Source organism: Streptomonospora wellingtoniae, from assembly GCF_031845375.1.
GTDB classification, from domain to species: Bacteria; Actinomycetota; Actinomycetes; order Streptosporangiales; family Streptosporangiaceae; genus Streptomonospora; species Streptomonospora wellingtoniae.
In genome coordinates this window covers 48,535-72,484 of the sequence record NZ_JAVREK010000007.1, presented here as the reverse complement: position 1 = coordinate 72,484, position 23,950 = coordinate 48,535, and the positions used below count along the sequence as shown (strand labels likewise).

At 72.3% G+C, this 23,950-nt stretch carries 21 protein-coding genes and 1 riboswitch; of the genes, 9 read left to right on the top strand and 12 right to left on the bottom strand.

The window, feature by feature from the left end; genetic code table 11:
- Positions 1 to 3: 3 nt before the first annotated feature.
- Together RM446_RS08990 and RM446_RS08985 are read left to right on the top strand one after the other, a co-directional pair.
- A complete protein-coding gene (locus RM446_RS08990; RefSeq protein ID WP_311544727.1) occupies positions 4 to 930 on the top strand; it encodes a proline dehydrogenase family protein in 927 nt (308 codons plus the stop codon).
- A 173-nt stretch (positions 931 to 1,103) separates the two neighbouring features.
- Complete coding sequence (locus RM446_RS08985) at positions 1,104 to 1,997, top strand: Bax inhibitor-1/YccA family protein (RefSeq protein ID WP_311544726.1); 894 nt, start codon at positions 1,104 to 1,106, stop codon at positions 1,995 to 1,997.
- Positions 1,998 to 2,155: 158 nt separating this feature from the next.
- On the opposite strand, the gene RM446_RS08980 is transcribed toward RM446_RS08985, so the two are convergent.
- From RM446_RS08980 to RM446_RS08970, 3 genes are all read right to left on the bottom strand, one after another.
- A complete protein-coding gene (locus tag RM446_RS08980) occupies positions 2,156 to 2,404 on the bottom strand; it encodes a DUF4287 domain-containing protein (protein ID WP_311544725.1) in 249 nt (82 codons plus the stop codon).
- Between the two features lie 256 nt (positions 2,405 to 2,660).
- Positions 2,661 to 3,884: an acetyl-CoA C-acetyltransferase gene (locus RM446_RS08975; protein WP_311544724.1), complete on the bottom strand. Its 1,224-nt coding sequence runs from the start codon at positions 3,882 to 3,884 to the stop codon at positions 2,661 to 2,663.
- A 64-nt stretch (positions 3,885 to 3,948) separates the two neighbouring features.
- Positions 3,949 to 5,052 carry an SGNH/GDSL hydrolase family protein gene (locus tag RM446_RS08970; protein ID WP_311544832.1) on the bottom strand — a complete coding sequence of 368 codons (1,104 nt, stop codon included), beginning with the start codon at positions 5,050 to 5,052 and terminating at the stop codon, positions 3,949 to 3,951.
- Between the two features lie 382 nt (positions 5,053 to 5,434).
- Between RM446_RS08970 and RM446_RS08965 the strand changes: the two genes are divergently transcribed.
- Together RM446_RS08965 and RM446_RS08960 are read left to right on the top strand one after the other, a co-directional pair.
- The gene (locus RM446_RS08965) at positions 5,435 to 6,802 is read left to right on the top strand and encodes a cystathionine beta-synthase (RefSeq protein WP_311544723.1); all 1,368 of its coding nucleotides are present in this window, start codon (positions 5,435 to 5,437) and stop codon (positions 6,800 to 6,802) included.
- Between the two features lie 281 nt (positions 6,803 to 7,083).
- Entirely contained in the window at positions 7,084 to 7,782 is a 699-nt protein-coding gene (locus RM446_RS08960; RefSeq protein ID WP_311544722.1) for an acyltransferase, read from the top strand.
- An 89-nt stretch (positions 7,783 to 7,871) separates the two neighbouring features.
- On the opposite strand, the gene RM446_RS08955 is transcribed toward RM446_RS08960, so the two are convergent.
- The 3 genes from RM446_RS08955 to RM446_RS08945 all read right to left on the bottom strand — a co-directional run bounded on the left by RM446_RS08955 (position 7,872) and on the right by RM446_RS08945 (position 10,720).
- Positions 7,872 to 8,453 carry a 3'-5' exonuclease gene (locus RM446_RS08955; RefSeq protein WP_311544721.1) on the bottom strand — a complete coding sequence of 194 codons (582 nt, stop codon included), beginning with the start codon at positions 8,451 to 8,453 and terminating at the stop codon, positions 7,872 to 7,874.
- 134 nt (positions 8,454 to 8,587) lie between these two features.
- A complete protein-coding gene (locus RM446_RS08950) occupies positions 8,588 to 9,709 on the bottom strand; it encodes a lysylphosphatidylglycerol synthase domain-containing protein (protein WP_311544720.1) in 1,122 nt (373 codons plus the stop codon).
- A gap of 78 nt (positions 9,710 to 9,787) precedes the next feature.
- A complete protein-coding gene (locus RM446_RS08945; RefSeq protein ID WP_311544719.1) occupies positions 9,788 to 10,720 on the bottom strand; it encodes an alpha/beta fold hydrolase in 933 nt (310 codons plus the stop codon).
- 365 nt (positions 10,721 to 11,085) lie between these two features.
- Between RM446_RS08945 and RM446_RS08940 the strand changes: the two genes are divergently transcribed.
- The 4 genes from RM446_RS08940 (at position 11,086) to RM446_RS08925 (ending at position 16,160) form a co-directional block, all read left to right on the top strand.
- Positions 11,086 to 11,799, top strand: coding sequence for a class I SAM-dependent methyltransferase (locus RM446_RS08940; protein ID WP_311544831.1), 714 nt, complete (start codon positions 11,086 to 11,088; stop codon positions 11,797 to 11,799).
- 151 nt (positions 11,800 to 11,950) lie between these two features.
- A complete protein-coding gene (locus tag RM446_RS08935; RefSeq protein ID WP_311544718.1) occupies positions 11,951 to 14,578 on the top strand; it encodes a bifunctional FO biosynthesis protein CofGH in 2,628 nt (875 codons plus the stop codon).
- A gap of 266 nt (positions 14,579 to 14,844) precedes the next feature.
- Complete coding sequence (locus tag RM446_RS08930; RefSeq protein WP_311544717.1) at positions 14,845 to 15,519, top strand: RNA polymerase sigma factor; 675 nt, start codon at positions 14,845 to 14,847, stop codon at positions 15,517 to 15,519.
- Positions 15,516 to 16,160, top strand: coding sequence for a hypothetical protein (locus RM446_RS08925; protein ID WP_311544716.1), 645 nt, complete (start codon positions 15,516 to 15,518; stop codon positions 16,158 to 16,160). The genes RM446_RS08930 and RM446_RS08925 overlap by 4 nt, the downstream gene beginning before the upstream one ends.
- A 308-nt stretch (positions 16,161 to 16,468) precedes the next feature.
- Here RM446_RS08925 and RM446_RS08920 read toward each other — a convergent pair whose 3' ends face one another.
- Entirely contained in the window at positions 16,469 to 17,449 is a 981-nt protein-coding gene (locus RM446_RS08920; protein ID WP_398694816.1) for a chitinase, read from the bottom strand.
- A gap of 507 nt (positions 17,450 to 17,956) precedes the next feature.
- Between RM446_RS08920 and RM446_RS08915 the strand changes: the two genes are divergently transcribed.
- Positions 17,957 to 18,163 (top strand): DUF397 domain-containing protein, encoded by a 207-nt coding sequence (locus RM446_RS08915; protein WP_311544715.1) that lies wholly within the window; start codon positions 17,957 to 17,959, stop codon positions 18,161 to 18,163.
- 36 nt (positions 18,164 to 18,199) lie between these two features.
- Here RM446_RS08915 and RM446_RS08910 read toward each other — a convergent pair whose 3' ends face one another.
- The 5 genes from RM446_RS08910 to gcvT form a co-directional block, all read right to left on the bottom strand.
- Entirely contained in the window at positions 18,200 to 18,931 is a 732-nt protein-coding gene (locus tag RM446_RS08910; RefSeq protein WP_311544714.1) for a DUF1266 domain-containing protein, read from the bottom strand.
- Between the two features lie 220 nt (positions 18,932 to 19,151).
- Positions 19,152 to 20,561, bottom strand: a complete 1,410-nt coding sequence (locus tag RM446_RS08905) for an L-serine ammonia-lyase (RefSeq protein WP_311544713.1) — start codon at positions 20,559 to 20,561, stop codon at positions 19,152 to 19,154.
- A 104-nt stretch (positions 20,562 to 20,665) separates the two neighbouring features.
- On the bottom strand, positions 20,666 to 21,937 hold the full coding sequence (locus RM446_RS08900; RefSeq protein ID WP_311544712.1) for a serine hydroxymethyltransferase: 1,272 nt from the start codon (positions 21,935 to 21,937) through the stop codon (positions 20,666 to 20,668).
- Positions 21,938 to 21,941: 4 nt separating this feature from the next.
- The gene (gene gcvH / locus RM446_RS08895; RefSeq protein ID WP_311544711.1) at positions 21,942 to 22,322 is read right to left on the bottom strand and encodes a glycine cleavage system protein GcvH; all 381 of its coding nucleotides are present in this window, start codon (positions 22,320 to 22,322) and stop codon (positions 21,942 to 21,944) included.
- A gap of 177 nt (positions 22,323 to 22,499) precedes the next feature.
- Positions 22,500 to 23,621 carry a glycine cleavage system aminomethyltransferase GcvT gene (gene gcvT / locus RM446_RS08890; protein WP_311544710.1) on the bottom strand — a complete coding sequence of 374 codons (1,122 nt, stop codon included), beginning with the start codon at positions 23,619 to 23,621 and terminating at the stop codon, positions 22,500 to 22,502.
- A 46-nt stretch (positions 23,622 to 23,667) separates the two neighbouring features.
- Positions 23,668 to 23,766, bottom strand: a riboswitch (glycine riboswitch).
- Positions 23,767 to 23,950: the final 184 nt, after the last annotated feature.

Below are 23,950 nucleotides of genomic sequence, written 5' to 3'. Positions count from 1 at the left end.
CACATGCTTCGTACGACACTGCTGGCCGCGGCGCGGTCGCGCACCTGCCGCACGCTGGTCGAGCGTGCTCCGGTCACCCGGGGCCTGGTGGCCAAGTACGTCGCCGGCTCGACGCTGGAGTCGGCGCTGCCCGCTGTCGAGCGGCTGACCGCCGCCCGCCTGGTGACCCTGGACCACCTGGGCGAGGACACCCGCGACGCCGACCAGGCGCACGAGACCGTCGACGCCTACTCGCGGCTGCTCGCAGAGCTGGGCCGCACGGGCCTGGCCGACCGCGCCGAGGTGTCGGTGAAGCTGTCGGCGGTGGGCCAGTTCCTGCCCGACGACGGCGAGAAGATCGCGCTGGACAACGCCCGGCGCATCTGCGAGGCCGCCGCGGCGGCGGGCACCACGGTCACCCTGGACATGGAGGACCACACGACCGTGGACTCCACGCTGGCCATCCTCGCCGAGCTGCGGACCGACTTCCCGTGGGTGGGCGCGGTACTCCAGGCCTACCTGCACCGCACCCAGGCGGACTGCCGCGACCTGTCCGGAGCCGGTTCGCGCGTGCGGCTGTGCAAGGGCGCCTACGACGAGCCCGCATCGGTCGCCTACCGGGACAAGGCCGAGGTCGACCGCTCCTACGTCCGCTGCCTGCGCGTTCTCATGGGCGGGCAGGGCTACCCGATGGTGGCCTCGCACGACCCGCGACTGGTGTCGATCGCCGGCGCACTCGCCGATTCCAGCGGCCGCGGCCCCGGCGACTACGAGCACCAGATGCTCTACGGCATCCGGGAGAACGAGCAGCGCCGCATCGCCGAGCAGGGCAGGCGCATGCGCGTCTACGTGCCCTACGGCGACGAGTGGTACGGCTACTTCATGCGGCGCCTCGCCGAGCGCCCGGCCAACGTGGCCTTCTTCGCCCGGTCCCTGCTCACGAACGGCTGACCCGGGGCAGAGGGGCCGCGGCACCGGCCGGTCCTCACCGGCCGGCCGCGGTGCCCTGCGCTGCGTGCGGCCGGGGCCGAGTCCTACCTGTGATATGGCGCGGGAACCCGCCGGCGATGCTGTGCGTTACGTTAGCGGCAGACACGTCACGCCCTGGAAAGGCTTGCGCAGACATGCGGATGAGGAGTTCCAACCCCGTTCTCAAGCGGGCGATGCGGTCCGGCCAGGCCGGATACGGCCAGACGCCGTACGGCCAGGGCGCCCCCTACCAGGCCGGATACGCCCAGCCCTACGGTCAGCCGTCGCCGCAGGCCGGATACGGCTACCCCCAGCCCGGTTACGGTCCGCAGACGCCCTCCGCGGCGGAGCGGATGAGCATCGACGACGTGGTCGTCCGCTCCGCGATGACGCTCGGCCTGGTCGTGCTGACCGCGGTGCCCACCTACTTCCTGGCCGTGTCGGGCAACCCGCTCGGCTTCGGCCTCGCCCTGATCGGGGCCCTCGGGGGCCTGGTCCTGGGCCTGGTGATCGCCTTCAAGCAGTCCACCAACCCGGCGCTGATCCTGACCTACGGCGCCTTGGAGGGCCTGCTCGTCGGCGGTCTCAGCGGCGTCTTCGAGCTGTCGCTGATGTCGCAGAACGGCATGGCGATGGGCTCCCTGGTGACCCAGGCGGTCTTCGGGACGCTGATCGCGGCGGGCGCGGTGCTGGCCGTCTACCGCCTGCGGATCATCCGGGTGACCAACACCTTCGTCAAGGTCGTCACCGCCGCCGCCGCGGGCCTGCTGGTGCTGCTGCTGGTCAACTTCGTGGCCGCGCTGTTCATCCCCGGCGGGTTCGGGCTGCGCGAGCCCTCGCTGCTGGGCCTGGGCATCTCGCTGCTGGCGGTCACCCTGGCCGCTGCGATGCTCATGATCGAGTTCCGCCAGATCGAGGACGCACTGAACATGGGGCTGCCGCGCAAGTACTCCTGGCAGCTCGCGTTCGGCCTGACCGTCACACTGGTCTGGCTCTACATCGAGATCCTGCGCCTGCTGTGGATCCTGAAGTCGCTCTTCAGCGAGTAGCCGTCGTCAGCCCGCGCGAGGCCCCGTGAGCGCGGCGTGAGCCCGCCGCCGCGCCCCCGCGCAGCCGGCACCGAAACGACAGACGCCCCGCTCGGTCGGACCGGGCGGGGCGTCGCCGTGCTGCGAGGGGCCGGCGCTGCGCGGGGGTGCGGTGATCATCAGCTCGTACGCTGATTCGGGACGGGCATGCGGTTGCGGCGGCGCCGGTCGTACTCCTGGACGATCGCCTGGGCGTAGCCGTGGCTGAGGTTGTACTCGTCGGCGAGCCAGTTGGCGCGTTCCAGGCAGCGGGTGAGACCGGGCCCGTTCTCCAGAGTGTCGAACCACTCGCTGAGTTCGCGGCCGGTGACGGACGGGATCCGGGCGATCAATTGCGCGTGCATCTCCGGCGAGTGGGTTACCGACATTGGCACCTCCGTTGGTGAGTGGCACTTACCTGCGACACTGCATCAGGATCACGGTTCGGACAAGACCTTCGGCCGGTCTTTTACACCCGGCTTTGTCGGTCCGCCGTCCCGCTTCGGCCACCCGCTGTTCATCCCCCCGCCGCGCGCACGCGTGCGAGCCCCGGCACGAAGGGGGTTCGCGAGCGTCGGGGGACCGGGAGCGCCCCGCGCCCCGGCCCCCGGTCCGGCCGCCGATTCGGCCGCCGGAGGAGCCCGGTCAGCTCAGCCGCTCGAAGACGGCCGCCATGCCCTGGCCGCCGCCCACGCACATCGCCTCAAGGCCGAAGGTCTTGTCGTGGTAGTCCAGGCCGTTGAGCAGCGTCGTGGTGATGCGGGCGCCGGTCATGCCGAAGGGGTGGCCCACGGCGATCGCGCCGCCGTTGACGTTGAGCTGGGAGTCGATGTCGATGCCGAGGTCGTCGGCGGAGGGCAGCACCTGTGCGGCGAAGGCCTCGTTGATCTCGACGAGGTCGATGTCGCCGATGCCCATGTTGGCCCGGGCCAGCGCCTGGCGCGAGGCCTCGACCGGGCCCAGTCCCATGACCTCCGGCGACAGCGCGGTGACACCGGTCGAGACGATGCGCGCGATCGGGGTCAGGCCGAGCTGGGCGGCCTTGGTGTCGCTCATGACGACCAGCGCGGCGGCGCCGTCGTTGAGCGGGCAGCAGTTGCCCGCGGTCACCGTGCCGTCGGGGCGGAAGACGGGCTGGAGCTGGGAGACCTTCTCGTAGGAGGTTCCGCGGCGCGGGCCGTCGTCGGCGTCGGCGACACCGCCGTCGGGCAGGGTGACGGGGGTGATCTCGCGGTTCCAGAACCCGTTGTCGATGGAGCGCTCGGCGAGGTTCTGCGAGCGTACGCCGAACTCGTCCTGGCGCTCCCGGGAGACGCCGCGGATCTGGGCGACGTTCTCGGCGGTCTGGCCCATGGCGATGTAGACGTCGGGCAGCCGGTCGTCCTCGCGCGGGTCGCGCCACTTCTCGGCGGCGCCCTCGGCGCGCTTGGCCGTACGCTCCTCGGCCTCGGCGAACAGCGGGTTCTTGGTGTCGGGCAGCGAGTCGCTGTTGCCCTTGGTGAACCGGCTGACCATCTCGACGCCGGCCGAGACGAACACGTCGCCCTCACCCGCCTTGATGGCGTGGTAGGCCATGCGGGTCGTCTGCAGCGAGGACGAGCAGTAGCGGGTCAGCGTGGTCCCGGGGACGCCGTCCAAGCCGAGTTGGACGGCGACGACCCGGGCGAGGTTGTTGCCCTGCTCGCCGCCGGGCAGCCCGCAGCCCAGCATGAGGTCGTCGATGCTGGACGGGTCGAGTTGGGGGACCTTGGCCAGCGCGGCGGAGACGATCTGGGCGGTGATGTCGTCGGGGCGGATGTCCTTGAGCGAGCCCTTGAACGCGCGCCCGATGGGCGAACGCGCGGTTGCGACGATGACGGCTTCGGGCATGTCCGCGGCCTTTCTGGTGCGAGGAGGTTACCGACTGGTAGGTCGGTCGCTGTGGTACCCGACGTTAACCTGTCGCGGAGCCTTCACTCACCTCCGGGGCCGTGTTGCCGGGTGCTCCCCGGCCGCTACCCGTCGCGGCCGCGGAGCTACCTTCGCCGACCTGCTCCGCAACCGCATGATCGTCTTCGGCGCCTTCACCCGAGCGCAGGTTCCACGGCCGCCGCAGGAGAGCCGCCCAGCGGCCCCGCTGCCCCCGCGCCCGCTGCCCCTCGGCGGCGCGGCTGACCTCGCTGCCGGCCTCCTCGGCCGCCTCGGCCGCGGCCCGGTGCACCGGGAGCACGTCCTCGTCGGGCCCGGCGTCGGGCTGCAGCGCCGTGTCCGGAAGCAGCCCCAGCGCCGCGCACGCCGAGGGCAGCACCGCGGCGGCGGCGTACGCGTATCCCTCGGCCGAGGGGTGGAACCGGTCCGGTCCGAAAAGCTCGTGCGGCCGGGCCAGAAAGTCGGAGGCGAGCAGGTCGCTCAGCGCGACCGTCCGGCCGCCCTCCTCGACCACGCCGATGGTCTGGGCAGCGGCGAGCTGGCGCGACGCGCGGCGGGCGATGGAGCGCAGCGGCTGCCCGATCGGCTGGACCGTACCCAGGTCCGGGCAGGTGCCCACGACCACGGCGGTGCCCGCACCCATGAGCTCGCGCACGACGTCGCGCAGGTGGCGCACGGAGTCGGCGGGCCGAAGCCGGTGGATCACGTCGTTGGCGCCGATGAAGATGACCGCCAGGTCGGGCGGCCGATTGCGCAGCTTCTCCAGTTGCGCCGGCAGGTCGGCCGAGGTGGCGCCGACCCGCGCAACCCTGCGCAGGCGCACAGGGCGGTCGGCCACCGCCGCGATTCCCGAGGCGAGCATGCTGCCCGGTGTCTCGGAGCCGTCGGCGACGGCGAAGCCCACCGCCGTGGAGTCGCCGATCATCGCGAAGGTGATCGGCTCGCCCTCGCCCTGGCCGTAGACGCCGTTGACCCGGGGCGCCTTCCACTCGGTGAAGCCCACCGCCTTCACCGCGAGCCGCACCTGCAGGTACAGCAGGGCGACGGTCGAGGCTCCCAGCAGTGTCAGCCCGCCGCCACCGAACGCGGTGGCCGTGGCGATCCGCCTGGCACGAGCGGCGCGCAACACCATATCCGCCTCCCTGCAACGCACTGTCAGTTGTCGGCCCGTCGGAAGGCGGGCCCTTCCGAGCGGTGCGAGCGGCGGGCACCGCGCGGCGGGCACCTCTTCGGCCGAGCCCGTACCCGAAGGAACGGCCTGCTCTCTGACGGTGTTCCCGCTGGAGGCGGGGTTCATATCCCGTGCGCTGCGGGGTCTTCGGGGTGTCACCGCTCCGTCAGCGGGAATACGGCCGCTCTGCGGCCGCGGAAGTGCAGAACGGCACCGATGTCCCTGGTGGAGGCGGGGCGCGCGGGAGTGGCGCCGGTTACAGTCGGGGCAGCGGCCGTTCCGGCCCCGACCGGGCGCGGCGGTCCTCAGCAACGGTGCTGGATGTGAGAGGGGCTCAGCAATGCGGGTGCACAACACCCTGATCGACCTCGTAGGGGACACCCCCCTGCTGCGGCTGCACAAGGTCGTCGGCGGACTCGAGCCGACGGTTCTGGCCAAGGTCGAGTACTTCAACCCGGGCGGCTCGGTCAAGGACCGGATCGCGCTGCGCATGGTCGAGGAGGCCGAGAAGAGCGGGGCGCTGCGCCCCGGAGGCACCATCGTCGAGCCCACCTCCGGCAACACCGGCGTGGGGCTTGCGATCGTGGCCGCGGAGAAGGGCTACCGCTGCGTCTTCATCTGCCCTGACAAGGTGGGCAACGACAAGCTGGCGGTGCTGCGGGCCTACGGCGCCGAAGTGGTGGTCTGCCCGACGACGGTGGCGCCCGACCACCCCGACTCCTACTACTCGGTCTCGGACCGCATGGCCGAGACCATCCCGGGGGCGTGGAAGCCCAACCAGTACGCCAATCAGGCCAACCCCGAGTCGCACTACCGCTCCACGGGCCCCGAGATCTGGGAGCAGACCGAGGGCCGCGTCACCCACTTCGTGGCCGGAATCGGCACCGGCGGCACCATCACCGGCGCGGGGCGCTACCTCAAGGAGGCCTCCGGCGGAAGGGTCAAGGTGATCGGCGCCGATCCGGAGGGCTCGGTCTACTCCGGCGGCAGCGGGCGCCCCTACCTTGTCGAGGGTGTGGGCGAGGACATCTGGCCGGAGACCTACGACCCCTCCGTCTGCGACGAGGTCATCGCGGTCAGCGACAAGGAGTCGTTCCTGATGACCCGCCGACTGGCCCGCGACGAGACGCTGCTGGTGGGCGGCTCCTGCGGCACCGCGATGGTCGCCGCCCTGCGCGTGGCCGAGCGCGCCGGCCCCGACGACGTGATCGTGGTGCTGCTGCCCGACGGCGGCCGCGGCTACCTCGGCAAGATCTTCAACGACGAGTGGATGGCCGACTTCGGCTTCCTCTCCGAGGAGACCGGGGAGCCCACCGCCGGCGACGTGCTGTCCGCGAAGGGCCGCGAGCTGCCGGAGTTCGTGCACATCCACCCGCACGAGACGGTGGGCACGGCGGTGTCGATCATGCGCGAGTACGGCGTCTCCCAGCTCCCCGTTATGAAGGAGGAGCCGCCGGTCATGGCCGCCGAGGTCGTGGGCGCCATCGCCGAGCGCGACGTGCTCGACGCGCTTTTCCACGAGCGGGCGCGGCTGGAGGAGCCGGTCGAGCAGCACATGGGCGCGGCGCTTCCGGTCGTCGGCTCCGGCGAGCCTGTCAGCAGGTGCGTCGAGCTGCTGCAGCAGGCCGGCGCGGTGGTGGTGCTGATGGAAGGCAAGCCGTCGGGTGTGCTGACCCGCCAGGACATCCTGGCCCATCTGTCGGGCTGAGGCTGAGGAGTCAGGCCGGCGGGGGCGGCCGGGTCCGGCGGGTTGCCGGTCCCGGCCACCCGCCGGAGGCCTGCGCAGCGGGGCGGCGCGGTTGTAGCCGCCGACCTGGACCGTTCTCCCGCCGATCTTGTAGCCATCGTGAAGGAAAACGATTTCCGTTTGCGATGGCTACAAGATCGGCGGTGCTGTGCCGGGGCGGGAGGGGTGCGGTTTCTCCTCTGGGACGATCGTGCATAATCTGGACACCTCCTCATTACCGACCAGTAGATTCGGGGATACGGGTGTCACGACTGGTGTCCTGGATGCTGCGCGGGCTGTGGTCGTGGGCGCGGCGCCACGCCGACATCCGTTCCGGGTCGCGTGCCGCGCGCAGGTTCGCCGGATACGGGCCGGGTACCTCCATCGCCTTCCCGCCCGCGACGGTCTTCGGCGAGCCGTGGATCGCGCTCGGGGCGCACACGCTTGTAGGCGCCGAGATCACGCTCACCGCGGGCATGGTGCCCGGCCAGCGACTGGACGCGGCGGGCCCGGTCATCCACATCGGCGACGGGTGCACGATCGGACGCGGTTCGCACGTGGTCGCCCACCGTTCGATCGAACTGGGCGATGACGTGTTCACCGGCCCCTACGTCTACATAACGGACCAGAACCACGTCTACGCCGACGTCGACGTCCCGGTGGGCCGCCAATGGCCGGCCGACGACCCCGTGCGTATCGGCGACGGCACCTGGATCGGCGCCAACGCGGTCGTGCTACCCGGCGTGCGGCTGGGGCGCAACTGCGTGGTGGCCGCCGGTTCCGTGGTGCGGCCCGGCGACTACCCGGACCACAGCGTCGTCGCGGGCATCCCCGGCAAGGTGGTGCGCCGCTACGACCCCGAGGCAGGCTGGGTGCCGCCGCTGCGCAGCGGCGAGTCGGCGGGCGGCGACGGCTCGTCGCCGCGTGTGGACGGCGGCAGTTTGGCGCCGCCGGAGGTGTAGCCGCGGCGGTGGACGCCCGGACTTTCCGGCGGCGTGGCTCGCTTCGAGCGCGGAGCGAGCAGGGGGCGCGTTGCGGTGCGGCGCGAGAGTCAGTTCGCCGCAGGCGCCCGCGTCTCGGGCCAGTCGCCCCGCCGCGCCAGCGACACCACCAGCGCGGCGATGTTCCAGGCGTCGTCCTCGCCCCGATGGTGGCGGCCCTCCAGCGGCAGGCCGGCCACCTCCAGCGCGCGGGCCATCCCCGCCCGATTGCGCAGACCGTGTGCCTGGGCGAAGACCGCCTTCGCGTTCGTGTGCCGGTTCCCGAAGGGGTAGGGGGTCGCCGTGGCGCGGCACTGGCGCACGAACTGCCTGCGGTCGTAGTCGCCCCAGCTCGCCCAGGAGCGCCGCCCCGCCTCGTGTTCGACGGCGAGCAGGCGGCAGGCGTCGGTGAACCCGACGCCGCGATCGACCTGCTCCTGAGTCAGGCCGGTCAGCTCGGTGCAGAAGCCGCCGACGGTCGAGTGCTCGGGACGGACCAGGATGCCGTGCCGCGCGACGCGTTCGCCCGCGCGGAGGTCGACGACGGTCAGGCCGATCTCGATGATCTCGCTGACCTGGCCGTCGGGCGGTTCGCCCTCCCAGCACGTCGCCTCGACGTCGACCACGTTCAGCAGGTTGCGGGGGGAGGCCATACGTCGACACTAGAGCGCGGACTGCTCGGTGCGCACCGGGAATTCAGGCGGTGCGCACCGAGCGGCGTTCGGGCGGTGCGGCGGCGGTCCCGCCGCGGTCGCACTCGTCTGCGGGGCCGACGCGCGCGGCTCGGTCAGCCGGCCACCTGGTCGCCGCCGCCGTCGCCGCCTCCGTCGCCGCCGCCGGCGCTCCGCCCGCTCGCTGTCGGAGGGTCCGGCCGCGCGGCCGCGGCCGACCGTGTTGCGAGCAGCGCGCCGCCCGCCCACAGCAGGTCCGCGGCGGTCATGATCAACCGGGACAGGGCGGCGACGACCAGCGCGGATCCGGGATCGAGGACCGGAGCGAGCCCCACTACCAGCACCAGCTCGCGCACACCCAGCCCCGCGGGGGCGAAGACCACCAGTATGCCGAGGGTCCAGGCCAGTGCGTAGGCCCCGGCGGCGATGGGCAGCGCCCGGGCGTCCTGCCCGCCGCCCGCCGCCGCCACCAGCGCCCACACGTGCAGCGACAACGGCACCCAGGCGGCCAGCGACCAGCCCAGCGCACCGGCCATCCCGCGCCCGGAGACACGTTCCAGCTGGGTATTCTCCCGAAGCGGCGCTCCGTTCGCTCCGATGCTCGGCTCCTGTGTGCCGCCGCCGTATTCGCCGCGATCCGCCGCACCTGATCGGCGCCTTGTCGCCCGGGGGCCGAGAAGCCGGCGGAAGCGGCGAGCCAGCCGTGTGGCCGTGTGGATCAGCGCCGTGACGGCCCGCGGGTGCAGAAGCGCCAGCAGCACCGGCGCCAGCACCAGCACCCACCACCACCGGCGCGCGGCCTCGGCGCTGACGAACGGCAGCGTTGCGGCGGCCACCGCCAGGTTCACGGTCAGAGTCACCGCGACCGCAAGGACGGTCGCCGCAATCCCGCGCTGCCTCGCCACATCGTGGTCGCGGGCCATCTCGACCTGGGCGACGAACGCCCACACCGAACCGGGCAGGTACTTCCCGAGCTGCCCCAGGAACATCACGCGTGCGGCGGTGCTCACCGGCAGCCGGGATCCGAGGTCGGCCAGAAGCGCGCGCCAGGCCATCATCTGCGCCCCGAGCCCGGCCAGCGCAGCCGCCAGAGAGCCGCCCACGGCCCACGGCGACAGGGCTGCCAGCGCGTCGCGCGCCTCGCCCCACCGGCTGTACAGCGCGACTCCGGCGCACGCCAGCACGACCAGGACGACGGCCAGGCGGATCCACCGGTTGGCGCGAAGGCGGTTCAGCACCCCGCCAGCCTAGTCCCGGAGTGGCCTCCCTCCCCCTCCGCCGACTCTGTGCGGAGGGCAGGGCGGCACGGTTGCTGCTCAGGTCCCGAGGCCGTCGAGGAAGTCCGCGATCGCCTGGGCCACCGTGTGCGGGTCGCTCACATGGCCCGGGAAGGCAGCGTCCAAGCGCTTGGAGGTGCGGCAGGGGAACCGGGAGGCGAGCTCGTGGGCGGTGTGGGCCGCGAAGATCTCGCCGAAGCGGATCGGTGCGCCGGGGATCGGCGGGAGGGGGCGGCCGGTGACCAGGGTCAGGGTAGGCACGCGCAGGCGGGCGGCCACGGCGTCGGTGTCGTGGGAGGCGAGATCGGCCCAGAGCGCGCGGGTGGCGCGCGGGCCCGGGCGCAGGGACACCAGGCTCTCGTCGCGCACCGCCGCGCGCCTGGCCATGGCCTCCAGCGCCGCGCCGGGCAGGCCGAAGGCACCCGCGCGGTAGCTCGTCAGCAACCGGTCGAAGACGTCGGCGGGCATCGGCGAGCAGGCGGCGGTCATCTGGTCGACGGCGAACGCGTCGAAGGCCGCCGCATTGGCTTCGGCCTCCTGCGGGCCGAGCCCGAGATGCTCGGCGACCAAGCCCGCGCGAGGCAGGCGGAACGCGTCGACGGTCACCGCCGCGGAGAGGTCGCCGCGACGCGTGGCGAGCAGGGTGGCCACGACGCCGCCGAGGCCGTGCCCGGCGACGACCGGGCTGCGCAGCGCGAATCGGCTGATCACCCGCGCCAGGTCGGCGACATGGCCCTCGACGGTCCAGGCGCCGTCGGCCGAGTGCCCGTGCCCGCGCAGGTCGTAGGCGAGGACGGCACGCCGCGGCGCGAGCAGTTCGGCCACCGGCTCCCATTCCTCCAGCGTGCTGCCGAGCCCGTGCAGGAGCACCACCGGAGTCCCGGCGCCGTCGCGCCCGCGCGCGGCCAGTTCCGGTGCGTCGTCGCCGCCCGCGACGACGGCCTCCCAGGGCGGTGCGGTCGCCGTCGGCATCGGGCACCCCTTCCACACCAGCCTTGTCGCACGCGGCGCCGGACGCCGGGCCCGCCGCCGACGGCGGCCGATGGAGGGAACGCTAACCGCCGCCGCTGCCGCACCCCTGACAGATCGCTGATGCGTGCGGGACGGCGCGTGGAGCCCGCGCGCGGCGCACGCGTCCGCGCCTGCCCGGCCGCCGCGGTGCCCCTTCCCGGTGCCTCGCGCGGGGAGAGCGCCCGCACGTCGCCGCTCCGCCGCGTGCGGCGCTCCCACCGATCACTGCGCAGGTTCCGGAGCCGCGCCCCTCCTCCCTGCACGGCTCCGCCCTCCCGCGCAGCGCGGATGCCGTGCGGCGTTCCCGTAGGCTGTGGCGCGTGGGAATGCCAGACGTCGTCGCCTTCGCCGGTCACCAGGTTCATGTCTGCCGCTACCGCGAGGCCAATGCGCTGCTTCGCTGGCTGGGCTCCGACTTGCGCGGCCAGACCGTGCTGGACGTCGCCGGCGGCGACGGCTACTGGGCCGGCCGGGCGCGGCGGCGCGGCGCCGATGCGCTCTCCGTCGACCTCGCCCGCGCCAAGATGCTGCGCGGCGCCAAGCTGAGCCACGCTCCCGCGCTCGTGGAGGGCGACGCGCTGCGGCTGCCCCTGCGCGACGCGTCGGTGGACAAGGTCCTCTCGATCTGCGCCATCGAGCACTTCGACGACGGGCCCGCCGCCCTCGACGAGATGGCGCGGGTGCTCAAGCCGGGGGGTGAGCTGGTGATGTCCGCCGACTGCCTGTCCCGGCGCGAGCGCTGGCCGCACCTGTTCGCCGCGCACAGCCGCCGCTACCACGTCAAGCAGACCTACACCCACGAGTCGCTCACGGCCCTGCTCGACTCGCTGGGGCTGGAAGTGCTCGGCCACAGCTACCAGTTCCGCGGACCGCTGGCCGAGCGCACCTACCTGTCGGTCTCGGCCCGCGGCGGCCGGGTCGGCTTCAACGCCGCCGCCCCGCTGGTCCCCCTGATCGCCCTGGGCGACGCCCGCAGCCCCAACACCCGCGGCAGCATCGTGCTCGTCCGCGCGCGCAAGAAGGGCGGAGACCCCGCCTGAACCGCTCCGGCGGGCCGCCGCTCCCGTCCGCTTCCGGGGCGTCCCCGGCTCCGCGCCGGCCGGGCGGCCCCGAGAGTGGGTCCGGGCACACCGGGGCGTACCCGGCGGGGCGGACGGAGAGCCGCGGAGGCGCCGCCGTATCGTGCCGACCATGACTCGTGCCGGACATCGGAACAGCGAAACCGCCGAATCCGCCCCCGCACCCTCCGCCATGCGCCGTGCACTGGCCCGGGCCCGCGACGGAAAGTCCCTCGACCCCGCCGAAGCCGAGGTGCTGCTGCACGCCCGCGGCGACGACCTGGAGGTCCTGCTCGACCACGCCTCCCGCGTCCGCGACGCCGGCCTGGAGGCCGCCGGGCGCCCCGGCGTCGTCACCTACAGCCGCAAGGTGTTCGTCCCGCTCACCCGGCTGTGCCGCGACCGCTGCCACTACTGCACCTTCGCCACCGCGCCCGGCCACCTGGAGTCCCCCTACCTCTCGCCGGACGAGGTGCTGGAGATCGCCCGCCAAGGCGCCGCCATGGGCTGCAAGGAGGCGCTCTTCACCCTCGGCGACCGTCCGGAGGACCGCTGGCAGCAGGCCGCGCGGTGGCTGGACGAGCGCGGTTACGAGGACACGCTCTCCTACGTCCGCGCCATGGCGATCATGGTTCTGGAGGAGACCGGCCTGCTGCCCCACCTCAATCCCGGCGTGCTGAGCTGGTCGGACTTCCAGCGGCTCAAGCCCGTGGCTCCGTCCATGGGCATGATGCTGGAGACCACCTCCGAGCGGCTGTTCACCGAGCGCGGCCTGCCGCACTACGGCAGCCCCGACAAGGACCCCGCGGTGCGGCTGCGCGTGCTGGAGGACGCCGGGCGCTGCACCGTCCCCTTCACCACCGGCATCCTCATCGGGATCGGCGAGACCGAAGCCGAGCGCGCCGACTCGGTCTTCGCCATGCGCCGGGCCGCCCGCGAGTACGGAGCGATCCAGGAGATCATCGTGCAGAACTTCCGGGCCAAGCCCGGCACCGCGATGATGCACCGCCCCGACGCCGAGCTGGCCGAGCTGGCCGCCACCGTCGCCGTCACCCGCCTGGTGATGGGCACCAAGGCGCGAGTGCAGGCCCCGCCCAACCTGATCGGCGACGAGTACGGCCTCATGCTGCGCGCCGGCATCGACGACTGGGGCGGCGTCTCCCCGCTGACCCCCGACCACGTGAACCCCGAGCGCCCGTGGCCGCAGATCGACGCGCTCGCCGAGCGGACCGCCGAGGCCGGGTTCCGGTTGCGCGAGCGGCTGACCGTCTACCCCGAGTACGTCCGCCAGGGCGAGCCGTGGCTGGACCCGCGCGTCGCCGGCCACGTGGCCGCGCTGGCCGACCCCGAATCGGGCCTGGCCCGCGAGGACGCCGAGGTCGTCGGCCGCCCCTGGCAGGAGCCCGAGCCCCAGCAGGTCTCCAGCGGCCGCACCGACCTGCACACCGCTGTCGACACCGAGGGCCGCACCACCGACCGCCGCGGCGACTTCGACGCCGTCTACGGCGACTGGGAGCGTCTTCGCGAGCGCCTGCCCCGCCCCGAACTGGGCGCGGGCGCCCCGCGCAGGTTCGACCCCGAGGTGCGCGACGCCCTCCGGCACGCCGAGCGCGACCCGGCCGGCCTGGACGACGAGGAGGCGCTGGCGCTGCTGCACGCCCACGGCTCCGAGTTGGAGGAACTGGCCGGGCTCGCCGACGCGCTGCGCCGCGACACCGTCGGCGACGACGTGACCTTCGTCGTCACCCGCAACATCAACTTCACCAACGTCTGCTACACCGGCTGCCGGTTCTGCGCCTTCGCGCAGCGCCGCACCGACGCCGACGCCTTCACCCTTTCGCTGGACCAGGTCGCCGACCGCGCGGCCGAGGCATGGGAGGCCGGGGCCAGCGAGGTGTGCATGCAGGGCGGAATCCATCCGGACCTGCCCGGCAGCGCCTACTTCGACCTCGCCCGCGCGGTCAAGCAGCGCGTGCCCGGAATCCACGTGCACGCCTTCAGCCCGATGGAGGTGGTCAACGGCGCGGCGCGCACCGACGCGCCGGTGCGTACGTGGCTGGAGCGGGCGCACGAGGCCGGAGTCGACTCGCTGCCGGGAACCGCCGCCGAGATCCTCGACGACGACGTCCGCTGGGTGCTCACCAAGGGCAAGCTGCCCGCCTCGGCGTGGATCGACGTCGTCACGACGGCCCACGACCTGGGAATCCCCACCACCTCCACGATGATGTACGGCCACGTGGACACCCCTGAGCACTGGGTGGCCCACATCAAGCTGCTGCGCTCGCTTCAGCAGCGCTCGCTGGAGCGCAACGGCCGTCCGGGCTTCACCGAGTTCGTGCCGCTGCCGTTCGTGCACACCAGCGCGCCGATCTACCTTGCGGGCCTGGCGCGGACCGGTCCCACGGTGCGCGAGAACCGGGCGGTGCACGCCCTGGCCCGGCTGCTGCTGCACGGCACCATCGACAACATCCAGTGCTCGTGGGTGAAGCTGGCCGAGGACACCTGCCGCCAGCTGCTCTCGGGCGGTGTCAACGACGTGGGCGGCACGCTGATGGAGGAGACCATCAGCCGTATGGCGGGCTCCGACAACGGATCGTTCAAGACGATCGGCGACATCCGCACCCTGGTCGAGCCCACCGGGCGCCCGCTGCGGCAGCGCACCACCCTCTACGGGCCGGTTCCGCCCGAGCGTCGCGAGATCGCCGAGGCCAACGACGGTGTGGCCGCGAGCATCCGCGGCATGCGGCTGCCGGTGGTCTGAGGCCGTGCCCCGGGCCTCTCGTCGCCCGCCCCAGCCCCGCCCGGCCCTCCGGGCGGGGCTGGGGCGGGCTGGGTCGGGGCGTGCCGCCGTCCGCCCCTGCCGCTCCCCGGCGGCCCCGGCTCTGCCGCCGCTCTCCGCCGGAGCCCTCCACCGGCTCCCCTCGCCTCCGCCGCCGGACCCGACCTGGGCCGGTAACGCCTCGTCCGCGATCCGCCAAGTACTCGTGAATGCATGCGGAAGGCGATCAGGATGCTGAGAGGCGCCAAGTGGCAGGTGAGAGAGGCAGACGTGCGGGACCCCGGGAAGCCGCGCGCGACCCGGACCGGTTCGAGGAGTTCTACCGGCGGCACGTCGAGAAGATCACCAGGTTCGTGGCACGGCGGGTCGACGACCCGCACACCGCCGCCGACCTGACGGCCGATGTGTTCCTGGCGGCGATCCGCTCCGCCGACTCCTACCGCCCCGAAAGGGGCGAGGAGGAGGCCTGGCTGTTCGGGATCGCGCGCAACGTGGTCTCGGCCGAACGCAGGCGGGCGGCCCGTGAGGCCGACAGCGGCAGCCGTCTGGCCGGCCGCCGGCTGCTGGACTCCGACGACATCACCCGTATGGAGGAGCGGATCCACGCCGAGGACCGGGCGCGCGCACTGCTGGGCTCGATGGCCGAGCTGCCCGAGGGCGAGCGCCAGGTGCTCGAGCTCGTCGCGGTCGACCAGCTCGGCGTCACCGAGGCCGCGGCGGCGCTCAGCATCCGCAAGGTAACCGCGCGCGTGCGGTTGCACCGGGCGCGCAAGGCGCTCGCGGCCGCCGCGCGCAGGGGCCCGGCCGCTGACGAGCCGCCGGCCGGGCGAGGCGCCACCGGCGCCGGCGCCGCGCGTGCCGCCGAAGGCATGCGGGCCGGGGACGCCCCGGTCGGGATCTCTTACGCGAGGGGACAGGCATGAACGCAGACAAGACGGAACGTTTCGAGGACCGACTGCTCGCCGAGCTGAAGAAGGAGGTCGCACTCAACGCGGCCGAACGGGAGGCTGCGGCCGGGCCCGCGCCGCGGCGGCGGCTGGTCACCGCGCCGCGGGTGGGATTCGCCCTGGCCGGGGGAGCCGCGGTGGCGGCCGGGTTCATCGTGCTGCCCGGGATGGCGGCGCCGCCCGCCTACGCCGTCGAGGAGAAGCCGGACGGCAGCGTGCAGGTGAGCATCAAGGACCTGACGCTGGATCGGGACGAGCAGCGCGATCTGGCCGCCGACCTGCGCGCAGCGGGGGTGGCGGTCGAGATCAGGAACCCGGAGCCGGGCACCCGGTGCGCCTCCGATCTGAGGGTGGGATCCATGACGGTGCTTCCCGGACGGTCCGGGGGCGACGGTGAGTTCGCCGTGGGGCGTGCATATTCGCCGGACTCTGCGGTGGAGGCGCAGGAGCCTCGGCCCCCGGTGGGCTCGCGGGTGCCGTGGGCGTTCGCGATGGACGCAAACGACTCCATGGTCATCGAGAACTTCGTGCCGAAGGAGGGTGCGCAGCACCGGACGAACTTCCTCGTCGCTCGAGGCGCCCCCATGGCGTGCGAGGAGGTACCGGTCGAACGGTGAGGAAGCGGCGGCTCTGGAGGAGCCGGAAGCGAGAGGGTGCGGCGCCAGGGGATGAACGGTGCGCCGCACCCTGTGGGAGGGCTTCCGATCCGGGCAGGGGCCGGGCGTGCCGACGGGGGCGGATCGGGAGCCCGGGCGGGAAATTCGGTCCTCGGCCGGGGGCCGAAGCCGTCTGACGGTGGCCGGTCCCGGCGCGGCGTGTCTTGCCGGGGCCGGCCACCTTCTCCGGCGGGGTCAGGGCCGGACGGTACGGCTCCGCGTCGTGCGCCTGCGCGGGCGCGGACGGTCGGCGGCCGCTGCTACGCGGATCAGCCGGTCCCCAGCCGCGCACCGAGAGCGTCGGCGAAGGCGTAGCCGTTCGTGGCGTCCCAGTTGATCGACCAGGTCATCGCGCCGCCGATCGGCCCGTAGGGCTCGCTCGGGGTGAAGGACCCGCAGTTGCGCCCCTCTTCGAGGCAGTCGAGTGCCCGGATGACGTTGCCGGCCGACTGGTAGCCGCCGCCCGCCGCGTCGGGTGTGGCGGGCAGCCCCAGCCCCACCTGGTCGGGGCGCAGGCCCAGCTCCAGCTGGATGCAGGCCTGGGCCGTCAGGAAGTCGACGCTCCCTTGCGAGTAGACCTGGTCATCGCAGCCCAGCATGGAGCCGGAGTTGTAGTACTGCATGTTGATGATGGTCAGGATGTCGCCGATGTTCTGGGCGAGCTTGTAGTAGGCGTAGCTCGGCGCCTGGAAGTCGATGGTCTGCGGCGCCATCGTGATCATCAGGTCCGAGCCGGCCTTGTTCCGCAGGGACCGCAGCGCCTCCTCCATGTACTGGGCGTTCATGCCGTGTTCGAGGTCGATGTCGATCCCGTCGAACCCGTACTCCTGCATCAGGGCATAGGCGGAGTCGGCGAAGTTGGCGGCCTCGGTGGAGTTGGTGACGTCCACGTGGCCGTTCTGGCCGCCGATGGACAGCACCACCTTGCGCCCCTCGGCCTGGACGGCCGCGACGTCGTCCTTGAACTGCTGGTCGGTGTAGCCGCCCAGTTCGCTGTCGGCGACGTCGAAGGTGATGCCGCCGGGGGATGCGGTGTTGCCGGCGAAGGCCACCGCGATGAGGTTGTAGGCGGAGGGCACCTCGCTGATCGGCATCGTGGTGGAGCCGTTGGCGAAGTTGTGCCAGTACCCGGTGAGCCACTGGCCGTCCGCCGCGGCAGGAGTGGCGGAGGCGGGGTCGGGGCCGTCGAGGACAGCCGGTGCGGCGACCGCGGCCACGCCGAGGGTGGACAGCGCGGCTGCACCGGCCAGGGCCGCGGAGAGCCGCGGGAAGCGGCGGAAGACACCGCTGAAGCGGTGACCGCCGGAGGTGTGCCGGGGATGTCGGGGAGCGTTCACGAAAGGTCCTTCCAGGCGTCTCGCGTCCGTGAGCGGGGAATGGACGCGAATCCGGGTTGCATGCCGACCGGATTCGCTCTCAGTGTTCGGATCCGCACCTGAAGTGTTAAGAAACTTAGGAGTTGGCGTCGGACACGTCAACCTATCTGGAAGCATTATTTCCAAAAACGCTGGGTCGTGTATCGGATACACAGCGCGTGCATTCGGCTCCGCGCAGGTCGCGGGCGGGGGCGCAACGGCGGCGCTCGGACAGGGTGGGATCCGACACTCTGATCGCGGGGGGCGCCGCCGGGGTCTCTCCGGGTCGGCGGGTGGCGGCAGAGCGCATGAAGGAATGCTCCGCGCGGCGGCGTGCGATGGAAGCTTTCTTCGACGGTCCGTGCAGGGTTCGCGACTGCGTGTCGGGGGAATCCTGCCGCCATGGACTTCCCTGCAGAAGCCGCGCGGCTCCACTTCCGCAAGTCGAGCTACTCGTTCAAGGAGAACTGCGTGGAGGTCGCGGACCGGCCGGGTTTCGGCGTCGCCGTCCGCGACTCGGAGGACGCCGCTGCGGGGCACCTGGACTTCTCCGGCTCCGCCTGGGCGGCGCTCGTCGGGCTCGTGAAGGCGGACGGGGGCGGAGCCTGAAGCCGCGTCCGCGCTACGGGTCGCGCAACCGCGTGCTCAGCCGCGGAACGGCAGGTTCAGCCACGGGCTCTGCGGGTGCGTCATCATCAGGTGGTGCACCTCCAGGGGGGTGGTGTACCAGTGGCTGAAGGAGCCCTGGTCGAAGTGCAGGCAGCGCCCCAGGATGTAGCCCGCTGAGAAGTCCCACCACGTGGTGTAGTAGCGGAGCGCCTGCTCGCTCGCGCGCATCGCGAACCACTGCGACGTCTGCATGTCGGCGTATCCGCACTGGACGCCCCAGCGCGCCATGTTCGCGCCGCGGCCGAGGTCCCACGCCTTGATCGCGGGGACGATCGCGCCCGGAGGCAGCAGGCCGTCGGCCATGAACCGCTTCTCGTAGTCCAGGATGGTACCGGCCAGATCGATCAACCGCTGGTAGACGGCTTCGTCCAGACCCCGCTGCCGGCACATTCGCGCGATGGCGTCGCGCCACAGCCCGGCGTCGATGGGCTGGCCGACGGCCTGCGAGGACACCATGCGCAGCTCAAGCAAGGTGGTGGCGGGCGCGTTGCTGTCCTCGGAGACCAGCGCCTCGGCCTGCCGGCGCCAAGCGTCGGGGGACGCGATTCCCCAGTCCTCGCTCAGGCCCTCCCGCTTCTGCTCGGGCGTGCAGCAGGAGCAGCCGCCGGGGCTGTTCCACGCCGCTTCGTTGGCGACCTGGATGTGTGCGGCGCAGGCGTAGGCGTGCGCGAGAGGGCCGTGGAAGGGGCCGTGAGGGTCCGCGTTCAACCCGAGTCTGCTGCCCTGCACCGTGCCCCCTGCCAGACCGCCGCCGCGAGGGCGGCACCCGTTCATCGTCGCGGGCCCCGGTATACCACGCGGCGACCACCGGTGCGGCCGGGCTTCGAGCGAGGTCGGCACGTCCCGACCCCCGTTGATCTTGTAGCCATCGTGAAGGAAAACGATTTCCAGTGACGATAGCTACAAGATCAGCGGTGCTGAGTCGGCTTCAGCACTCGATGACGTTCACCGCGAGCCCCCCGCGGCTCGTCTCCTTGTACTTGTCCATCATGTCCCGGCCGGTATCGCGCATGGTGCGGATCACCTTGTCGAGGGAGACGAAGTGGCTGCCGTCGCCGCGCAGCGCGATGCGGGCCGCGCTGATCGCCTTGATCGAGGCCAGGGCGTTGCGCTCGATGCAGGGGACCTGTACCAGGCCCCCGATGGGGTCGCAGGTCAGGCCCAGGTTGTGCTCCATCGCGATCTCGGCCGCGTTCTCGATCTGGGCCGGGGTCGCGCCCCAGGCCTCGGCGAGTCCCGCTGCGGCCATGGACGACGCCGAGCCGACCTCGCCCTGGCAGCCGACCTCGGCGCCGGAGATCGAGGCGTTCTGCTTGAAGAGGATGCCGATCGCCCCCGCCGTGAGCAGGAAGCGCATCGTTCCCTCGTCGCCCGCGCCTTGGGTGAAGTGCGCGTAGTAGTGCAGTACCGCCGGGACGATCCCGGCCGCACCGTTGGTGGGCGCGGTGACCACGCGGCCGCCGGCGGCGTTCTCCTCGTTGACCGCAAGCGCGTACAGCGTGATCCAGTCGGTTCCGCGCATCGGGTCGCCCGGGTCGCTGCGGTCGGGGCCGGCAAGGCCCTCGGGACCGCAGTGGCCGCCGAGCTGGCGGTAGAGCCGCGGTGCCCGGCGGGGGACCTTCAGGCCGCCGGGCAGGGTGCCCTCGGTGGTCACGCCCCGGCGCACGGACGCGCGCATGGCCCGCCAGATCTCCAGGAGGCCCTTGCGGATCTCCTCGTCGGTGCGCCCGAACGCCCGCTCGTTGGCGAGCATGACGGCGCTGATGGACATGCCGGCCTCGTGGCAGGTCTCCAGCAGCTCGGCCGCGCTGGCGAACGGGTAGGGCTGCGGGGTTTCGTCGGCCGTGATCCGGTCGGCGCCCACGGCCTCCTCGTCGACGACGAAGCCGCCGCCCACCGAGAAGTAGGTGTGGGCCCGCAGCTCCGCGTCCGCGGAATCCATGGCCACGAAGCGCATGCCGTTGGGGTGGCCCGGGAGCGTCTCCTTGCGGCGGAACTCCAGGTGCGTTTCGGGGTCGAAGGCGACCTCGTGCGTTCCGGCCAAGGCCAGCCGGTGCTCCGTGCGCACGCGCTCGACCGTCGCCGCGGCGGCGTCGACGTCGACGTCCTCGGGCGTCTGCCCGAGCAGTCCGAGCACAACGGCGCGGTCGCTGCCGTGCCCCTTACCGGTCAGTGCCAGCGAGCCGTAAAGCTCGGCGCGCACCGCGGCGGTGCGTTCGAGCAGCCCGGACTCGGCCAGCCCGGCGGCGAACCTTCGTGCGGCCCGCATCGGCCCGACAGTGTGCGAGCTCGACGGACCGATGCCGATGGTGAACAGGTCGAAGACGCTGATTGCCATTCCTGCCCTCCTTGCGGGTACAGGAGCGATTCGGGTGTTCGGTGCGGCCGGGGCGGAACGCGCCGGCGCTGCCCGGCCGCACCAGGAGGGCAGGGGACTGCCCTCTACAGCTCCGGGTAAAGCGGATTCTTGCGTACGAGCGCCTCGACGCGGCCGCGCAGCGCCGCGGCGTCGTACTCCGGCTTGAGCGCTTCGGCGATGACGTCGGAGACCTCGGTGAAGTCCTCGTCGCCGAACCCGCGCGTGGCCAGCGCGGGGGTGCCGATGCGCAGGCCCGAGGTCACCATGGGAGGCCGCGGGTCGTCGGGCACGGCGTTGCGGTTGACCGTGATGCCGATCTCGTGCAGCCGGTCTTCCGCCTCCTTGCCGTTGAGCTGGGAGTTGACCAGGTCGACCAGCACGAGGTGGACGTCGGTGCCGCCGCTGAGCACCCGCACGCCCGACTGCACGGCGTCCTCGCGCATCAGCCGCTCGGCCAGGATCTTGGCGCCGGAGACGGTGCGCCGCTGCCGGTCGGCGAACTCCTCGCCGGCCGCGATCTTGAGCGAGACCGCCTTGCCGGCGATCACGTGCTCCAGCGGTCCGCCCTGCATTCCGGGGAACACGGCGGAGTTGATCTTCTTGCCGAACTCCTCCTTGCTCAGGATGAGCCCGCCGCGCGGACCGCCGAGGGTCTTGTGCGTGGTGGTGGTGACGACGTCGGCGTAGGGTACCGGGCTGGGGTGCAGGCCGGCCGCCACCAGGCCCGCGAAGTGCGCCATGTCCACCATGAACAGCGCCTCGACGTCGTCGGCGATCTTGCGGAAGCGCGCGAAGTCCAGCTGGCGCGGGTACGCCGACCACCCGGCGACGATCATCTTCGGCCGGTGCTCCTTGGCCAGCTTCTCGACCTCGTCGTAGTCGACGGTGCCGTCCTCGGGGCGGACGTGGTAGGCGACCGCGTTGAGGATCTTGCCGGAGTAGTTCAGCTTCATGCCGTGGGTCAGGTGCCCGCCGTGCGCGAGGTCCAGACCCAGGATCGTGTCGCCCGGCTTGAGCAGCGAAAAGTAGACGGCCGTGTTCGCCTGGGCTCCCGAGTGCGGCTGCACGTTGGCGTGGTCCGCGCCGAACAGCGCCTTCGCCCGGTCGATCGCGAGCTGCTCGACCACATCGACGTGCTCGCAGCCCCCGTAGTAGCGCTTGCCGGGGTAGCCCTCGGCGTACTTGTTGGTCAGGACCGTGCCCTGGGCCTCCAGCACCGCCTGCGGAGCGAAGTTCTCCGAGGCGATCATCTCCAGGGTGTCGCGCTGCCGGTCGAGCTCGGCGCCGACGGCTGCGGCGACTTCCGGATCGAGCTGGTCGAGGGGCTGGTCGAGCAGATTCCGCTGAGAGGGCATGTGATTAACCTTCGCCTTCGGTCAACTGCGTGTACTGCTCCGGAGAGAGCAGCTCGGACGGTTCCTCGGTGACCTCCACCTTGAAGAGCCACCCCTGGCCGTAGGGATCGGTTCCGATGACCTCGGGGTTGTCCACGGCAGCCTGGTTCACGTCGACGACCTCGCCGTTGACCGGCGCGTACAGGTCGCTGACGGACTTGGTGGACTCCACCTCCCCGCAGGTCTCACCGGCGGCGACGGTGGTGCCCGTCTCCGGCGGTTCGACGTAGACGATGTCGCCGAGCGCTTCGGCGGCGAATGCGGTGATGCCGACCGTTGCGACACCGTCGCTGACCGCCACCCACTCGTGGTCGCTCGTGTAGTTCAGCTCCGCGGGAACGCTCAATTCAACTCTCCAGGAGGTCGTCGTTGTCCGGTGTCTGGGCCGGGTAGGGCGCGGCGCCTTCACGTACGGCCGCCCGACCGGTTCGGCGTGGACCGCCGGCGGTTCCACCCGGTCGAATTCTGCCGCTTCGGCCTGCGGCGGCGCACGCAGCGTGCGCGGTTTCGGCCGCCGGAGAGGTCAGCGCCCCCGGCGGTAGAGCGGCAGGTCGACGACGTCGACGGCCTCGGCGCGGCCGCGCACGTCCACGGCGGCCTCTCCGGAGGACGGGTCGGCCGCGCTGTCGATGTAGGCCATGGCGACGGGCTTGCCCAGCGTGGGCGAGGGCGCCCCGCTGGTGACCACTCCCACCGGCTCGCCGTCCAGCAGGACCGTGTTGTCCTTGCGCAGCGGACGGCGGCCGCGGGCCACCAGGCCGACCAGGCGGCGGCGCGGGCCGGAGTCGGCGACGCTCTGCAGCGCGTCGCGGCCCACGAAATCGCCCGGTTTGTCCAGTTTGACGACCCGGCCGAGGTTGGCCTCGAAGGGGGTGGTCCGGGCGTCCAGTTCATTGCCGTAAAGGGGCATGCCGGCTTCGAGGCGCAGCGTGTCCCGGGCGGAGAGTCCGGCCGGGAGCAGGCCGTGCGGCTCGCCGGCCCTCAGCAGGGCGTCCCATACGGCGGGTGCGCCGTCGCCGGGGGTGAGGAAGATTTCGAAGCCGTCCTCGCCGGTGTAGCCGGTGCGGGCCAGCAGGGCCGGGTGTCCGGCGACCTGGTGGGAGTATCCCGCGAAGTACTTGATGGTGCTCAGGTCGGCGTCGGTGAGCGGCGCCAGGATGTCGGCGGCGGCCGGGCCCTGCACGGCGATCAGGGCGTAGTCGGGGGAGCGGTCCTCGACGAGGGCCTCGAAGCCCGCGGCGCGCTCGCTGAGGGCGGCGAGCACCGTCTCGGCGTTGGCCGCGTTGGCCACCACCAGGTACTCGTCGTCGGCGAGCCGGTACACGATGAGGTCGTCGAGGACGCCGCCGTCGGCCGCGGTGATCATCGTGTAGCGGGCGCGGCCCGGCGTGACCTTGGACAGGTGGCCCACGAGGGCGTAGTCCAGCATGTCGGCGGCCTGGGGGCCGGTGATGTGGATCTCGCCCATGTGGGAGAGGTCGAAGAGGCCCGCGGTCTCGCGCACGGCCGTGTGCTCGGCGCGCTCGCCGCTGTAGCGCAGCGGCATCTCCCAGCCCGCGAAGTCGACCAGGGCGGCCCCGGCCTGCTCGTGGACGGCGTGCAGCGGCGTTGTCCGCAGTGCCGATCCCTGGTCCGGCGCAGTCATTCGCACTCCCGAGAGGATGGACGTCGTTTCGTCACAGGCGTTGCCATCCTCCCCCTCTGTCATGATGCCTGAGAGCTTCGCCGCGCGGACGCGGCTTGCACCTTCGGCGAGGGGCTGTGAGCCCCTGCTTTCCAGAGTGGTCTCGACCGTACGGTCCGGCGCGCCTGAGAGGTTCTCTGGGGAGGAATTGCTCCTTCGGCGGCCCGTGCCGGCTGCACGGACTCTCTCCCGTACGGATTCAACGACCGGTTCCAGGCTAGCAGCGCGGCTTTCGCGCGAACAGCCACGGGGACACGAAACGCCCACTTCACCGCACCTGCCAGCGGAGA